This window comes from Aromatoleum toluvorans (assembly GCF_012910905.1).
Classification (GTDB): Bacteria; Pseudomonadota; Gammaproteobacteria; order Burkholderiales; family Rhodocyclaceae; genus Aromatoleum; species Aromatoleum toluvorans.
This window is the reverse complement of sequence record NZ_WTVN01000073.1, coordinates 1-5,056: the sequence shown is the minus strand read 5'-3', so window position 1 is coordinate 5,056 and position 5,056 is coordinate 1. Positions and strand designations below refer to the sequence as shown.

The window sequence follows — 5,056 nt, the reverse complement described above, 5'->3', positions numbered from 1 at the left end:
ACTTATGCTCCACGCTTCCTTCCCACGCTCGGTCGCCCTCGCGCAGTTGCGCTTCACTTCGTTCGCTGTGATCAACTTACGGTGGGACTTGCACCCACAGGAGTGCGCCCATGCTGGGCGCACAAAAAATCGGCCCTGCCGGGTGGCAGGGCCGATTGCATTTCGGGGCATTGGCGGGGCGGGCGCCGCGCAAGCGTCACCGCCCCGCCACACCCGATCCTTACTGGCGGATGCCTTCGACCGACAGGGCGATCTCGACCGAATCGCCGACGACGCGCGGCAGGCCGTAATTCATGCCGAAATCGCTGCGCTTGATCGTGGTGACGCCTTCGAATCCCGCACGGGTATCGCCGCGCGGCCCCTTCCCGGCGCCCGTCAGCTTCAGGTCGAAATCGACGGCCTTGGTGACACCGCGAATCGTCAGGTTGCCGGAGAGGACGCCCTCACCCTTGGCGTTCCAGCGCACGCGCGTCGATTCGAAAGTCATGTTCGGAAACTGGGCGGCATCGAAGAAGTCCGCGCTCTTGAGGTGATCTTCCAGCTTCTGGTGCTTGGTATTGACGCTGGAGATCGGCACCGTCGCGCTGACTGCACTTTCGGTGGGCTTCTGGCCGACGACGAAGGTGCCCTTGATGTCGTCGAAGCGGCCCATGAAGCGGCTCACGCCGAGGTGCGAGATGAAGAAATAGACGTGCGAGTGGGCGACGTCGATGACGTAATCCCCCGGAGCGAGTTCGTCAGCGGCCGGCTTGGCGGCGACGGTGCGTGCAACGGTCTTGGTCGCAACGGCGCCGGAGGCCGACTGCTGCGCGTGTGCGGGCAGCGCAAGGGTAGCCCCCAAGGCCAGGGCGAGGAGCAGTGGGCGGAGTGCGATACGCATGGCTTTTCCTTCTCGTGAAAGTTGCCGGTTGAATCCGAAATGTATTTCGGGGATCGAAAGTCTCAGCGGGAGCGCGCCTTGAGGCGGACGATCATCGCTTCCATGGTTACGCGCATGCGCTCGAGCGAAGCCGCAAGCCGTTCGAAGTCCTTGACGCCGCCCGCCTCGAATTTCTTGCCGAGATCGCCCAGGCTCATCTTGTCGGCAGATTCGACGAGCGATTCGAGCGGCCGGGTGATCGACGCGGGAATCGTCATGAGGAGGCCGGCAGCCAGCAGCAGGCCGGCGATGGCGAAGCCGATGTTCACGTAACCGACGACATCGAAGTTGCTGCGGATGCGCTGATAGGCCACGGCGGAGTCTTCAGCGCGAGCGCGTGCCAGATTCGTCGCACCCTGGATCAGCACGGTATCGAAGCGCTCGACGACGGGACGAAGTTCCTCGTTGGCGCGCACCGCCTTGTTATAGGTCTGGGACCTGCCGCCGGCACCTTCGTCGAGGATCGACACGTCGTAGCTGAAGCCTTCGATGACGTGCGTGAAGCCTTTCTGATAATCGTCCAGCGCCGCCTTCCACTGCGCGAAGGCGGTACTGTCGCCCGGCAGGTAGATGCCCTTGCTGTTGGACACCATGGCTTCAAGCTGGCCGAGGACGCGCCCGTGCGTGGCGTTCCAGCCGTCCAGCACCTTGTTGCGCCCATCCACGTCGCCGACGTAGATGAGATATTCCTTTTCCAGTCGCCGCAGTTGCTGCGCCGAGGCGAGCAGATCGGTGATTTCGCTCGTCGCGATGAAGTTGCGGTTCACGGCGGTGTCGACCAGCCCCTGGGTGCGCGAGCCGTAGAAGAAGCTGGCGGCGCCCTGTACGAGGATGAAGGCGAGCAGCACGGAAAAGCCGAGGATCAGCTTGTTGCGGATGGACATGGCGGTTACGCGTTTGGAGTTGAGAGGAGTCCGGCGACAAGTTCCTTGATGATCCCATCGCGGTCCACCGTTTCGGGCAGCTCTCGCTGCAGGCGGGCGAGAAAGCTCATCAACTGGCGAGGAGCCAGTTCGCCATCTTCGAAACCGAGATCGAACAGGACGTCATCGACGATGATTTCGCCCAAAACGCCGATTTCGCGTGAGAGGCGCTCGACGGTGTACTGTTTCCAGGACGGATTTACTGACATCGGATATTTCGCAGTTTGCCGGATGCAGGGCACCCGGCGTGGAACTTGTAAGTGAATATTACCGGTATAAATCGCGGTGGATCAACAACAAAAACGATCGCAATGCCATAAATTTTTTCACACTCGATTGCAATATTTCATTAACCCGCGCCCCGCCTTGCTTATGTCCTGCCGGGGCGTCTCGCCACGAAAATGTAACAAATTATCGGTAGCCTCCCGGTCCTGCCAATCCATCGACCGGACCCCCGTGCTGCGCTCCATCCTACTCGGCAAATACCGCGTGCTCGTGTTTGCCGTCGCTGCCTTTTTTTTGGTGAACGTCGGCGTCTTCACGCTGAACTTCATCCTGCTGCAGTACGTCGATCGCGATGCGGCGAGCATCAACGCGGGCGGCAAGCTGCGCGGATATTCCCAGCAGCTCGCCAAGGCCTTGCTCACGCTGTCCCATGAGTCGGTGGCAGGGGAACCCGTGCAGACGAGCCAGGCACAGATATCGGAAGCCTACCAGGCCTTCGACCAGGCGCTGGCACAGGTGCAGGTCTTTGCAGCGGCGACGGAAGACCGGTCCGTGATCGAGCAGGCGGACAAGCTCGATCGCCAGTGGCAACCCCTGCGTGATGCCGCCATCACGCTGCTCGCTGGGGCAGTTCCGGACCCGGGCGCGATCGAGAGCGCCGTCACCCTGAGCAACACCCGCAACGTGCGCCTGATGCAACTGGCGGACGACCTGACCGCCGAACAGGAACGTCTGGCGGCTGACCGGGCACGCTGGATGCGTACGTTGCAATCGGGCGCGATCGGGGCCGCGCTGCTGATGTTCGTCTTCATCGTGATGCACGTTGCACGCCGCCTGGGCCGCAGCGACCGCGCCGCCGAGCAGTCGCGGCGCGAAACGACGGACATCCTGCGCACGGTGCGCGAGGGGCTTTTCCTGATCGACCGGAATGGCGTCGTCGGCACGCAGCGCTCCGATCACCTCGCCAAGGTGATTCCGCAGCCGCTTGCCGCCGGGGACAACTTCCTCGTGACGCTGGCGGCACTGGTTTCGCCGGACACGATGGATTCGGCGCGGCAGTACATCGAGCTGCTGCTGAACGAACGCGTGAAGCCGGCCCTGCTCGCCGATCTCAATCCGCTGCAGCGGGTCCGGCTCAACCAGCACGGCAACGCGCGCCCGAAGTATCTGAACTTCAGCTTCCAGCCGGTGCGCGGCAACGCGGGTGAAGGGATTACCGGTCTTCTCGTTGCCGTGGCCGACGTGAGCCAGGAAGTGAGGCTCGAACACGAACTGGCCAGCGCCGAGGAACGCGCGCGCAGCGAGGTGGCGTTGCTTCTTCAAGTGCTCGACAACAATCCGGACGACGTGGACCGCTTCCTCGCCGACGCCCGGGCGAAACTCGATCGCCTGAACACGACACTGCGCGATGTTAAGCCCGACTCGCGGGAGTATGCGGCGGTGGTGACCAAGGTGTTCCGCGACGTTCACTCGATCAAGGGCGAGGCGGCGGCGCTCTCGATCGGCACCGTGACGGCACAGGCCCACCGCTTCGAGGAGACCCTGACCGGACTGCGCAATCGCCGGACGCTTGCGGGCGACGATCTGATCCCCGTCGCCACCGGGATCGGGCACCTGCTGCAGGAGCTCTCCAAGGTCGACACCGTGATCTCGCGCATCGCGGCCTTCGCCCGCCAGCCGGCCGGTGCCGGTGTGATGCACACCGGAACGCCCGCACCGGAAGAGGGCGTGCTCCAGTCGATGCAGCGGATACAGCGACTTGCGCTTGCCGTGGCGTCCGACCTGAACAAGAAGGTGCGCGTCGAGACCTCGCTTCCCCACGTGGGGGTGATTCCCGAGGCGGTTCATCGACTGCTGCGCGAGGGGCTGCCGCAGCTCGTCAGGAATGCGGTGGTGCACGGCATCGAGGAATCGGACGAGCGGCGGCGCGCCGGCAAGCACGAGGAAGGCCGTTTGCGCATCGAACTCGTGCGCGCCGCGGACGGCAGCCTGGAGCTCACGGTGGCCGACGATGGTCGCGGCATCGACGTCCATGCGCTGCGCAGCCGGCTGGTCGAGAGCGGGCACCGCACGCCCGACCAGGTTGCCGCAATGAGCGACCGGGACGTCGTCGCGATGCTGTTCGAGCCGGGGGTTTCCACCGCCACCACCGTCGATGCGCACGCCGGCCGCGGCGTGGGCCTGGACGTGGTCGGGACGCTGGCACGCGAGACCGGCGCACGGCTGCGGCTGGCGTCGGCACCGAGCGCATACACGCGTTTCACCCTGCAATGGAGTCCTGCATGAAGGCAAGACTATTGATCGTCGATGACTCGATGGTCATCCGCAACCTGATCGCACGCCAGATGCTGGACGAGCGTCTGCCGCCGATCGATCTGGTGGGCCTCGCCGGCGATGGCGAACAGGCGCTGGCCATCGCGACAGCACGCAAACCCGACTTCATCACGATGGACCTGACGATGCCCAACATGGATGGCGAGGCCTGCATCGAACGGCTCGCCAAGGTCCTGCCGAGCGCCCGCATCATGGTGGTGTCGGCGCTGAGCGACAAGACCACCGCACTGCGCGCCATCAGCAAGGGCGCCCATGGTTTTCTGCACAAACCCTTCACCGAAGAACAACTGGTTGCCGCCCTGCTGGAGCTGATGAGTTGAACTACCGCGCGCTGACCCACGAGGACATCGGGGTCTTTTCCGAAGCCATCTCGGCTTTCTTCCTCAACATGACGCACGAACCGGCGGCTGTTCGCACGGCCTACATCCTCGACGGCACCCCGGCGCCGCTGTGGGGCGATTTCAACGGGGTGATCGACGTTTCCGGCGGCTTTCGCGGCAGCATCACGTTCTCGGCGCCCTACGGCATGCTGTCCCGGGTTCTGGAGGCGATCGGCGAGCGCGAGCACTCGATCGACCGCTGCCTGGACGTCGTCGGCGAGATCGCAAACATGATGTCGGGCCGGGCACGGCGCCATTTCGGCGAGGAACTGGCG

Annotated in this window: 6 protein-coding genes; 3 read left to right on the top strand and 3 right to left on the bottom strand. The window is 64.1% G+C overall.

The window, feature by feature from the left end; translation table 11 throughout:
• Positions 1 to 220: 220 nt before the first annotated feature.
• From GPA22_RS22215 to GPA22_RS22205, 3 genes are all read right to left on the bottom strand, one after another.
• Positions 221 to 880, bottom strand: a complete 660-nt coding sequence (locus tag GPA22_RS22215; protein ID WP_169258247.1) for a YceI family protein — start codon at positions 878 to 880, stop codon at positions 221 to 223.
• Positions 881 to 942: 62 nt separating this feature from the next.
• A complete protein-coding gene (locus tag GPA22_RS22210; RefSeq protein WP_169258246.1) occupies positions 943 to 1,803 on the bottom strand; it encodes an MCP four helix bundle domain-containing protein in 861 nt (286 codons plus the stop codon).
• 5 nt (positions 1,804 to 1,808) lie between these two features.
• Positions 1,809 to 2,051, bottom strand: a complete 243-nt coding sequence (locus GPA22_RS22205) for a DUF8082 domain-containing protein (RefSeq protein WP_169258245.1) — start codon at positions 2,049 to 2,051, stop codon at positions 1,809 to 1,811.
• Positions 2,052 to 2,127: 76 nt separating this feature from the next.
• On the opposite strand from GPA22_RS22205, the gene GPA22_RS22200 reads away from it, so the two are divergent.
• The 3 genes from GPA22_RS22200 to GPA22_RS22190 all read left to right on the top strand — a co-directional run.
• Positions 2,128 to 4,353 carry an ATP-binding protein gene (locus GPA22_RS22200; protein WP_211169300.1) on the top strand — a complete coding sequence of 742 codons (2,226 nt, stop codon included), beginning with the start codon at positions 2,128 to 2,130 and terminating at the stop codon, positions 4,351 to 4,353.
• Positions 4,350 to 4,721, top strand: a complete 372-nt coding sequence (locus tag GPA22_RS22195; RefSeq protein ID WP_169258243.1) for a response regulator transcription factor — start codon at positions 4,350 to 4,352, stop codon at positions 4,719 to 4,721. Before GPA22_RS22200 ends, GPA22_RS22195 begins: the two co-directional genes overlap by 4 nt.
• Positions 4,718 to 5,056: chemotaxis protein CheX (locus tag GPA22_RS22190; protein WP_169258242.1), on the top strand; the 339-nt coding region annotated here is incomplete at its 3' end. The genes GPA22_RS22195 and GPA22_RS22190, both read left to right, overlap by 4 nt.

Bases quoted from the DNA above. Each gene is read 5' to 3' on its own strand.
- GPA22_RS22215 (WP_169258247.1), bottom strand. From the start codon at position 880: ATGCGTATCGCACTCCGCCCACTGCTCCTCGCCCTGGCCTTGGGGGCT.
- GPA22_RS22210 (WP_169258246.1), bottom strand. From the start codon at position 1,803: ATGTCCATCCGCAACAAGCTGATCCTCGGCTTTTCCGTGCTGCTCGCC.
- GPA22_RS22205 (WP_169258245.1), bottom strand. From the start codon at position 2,051: ATGTCAGTAAATCCGTCCTGGAAACAGTACACCGTCGAGCGCCTCTCA.
- GPA22_RS22195 (WP_169258243.1), top strand. From the start codon at position 4,350: ATGAAGGCAAGACTATTGATCGTCGATGACTCGATGGTCATCCGCAAC.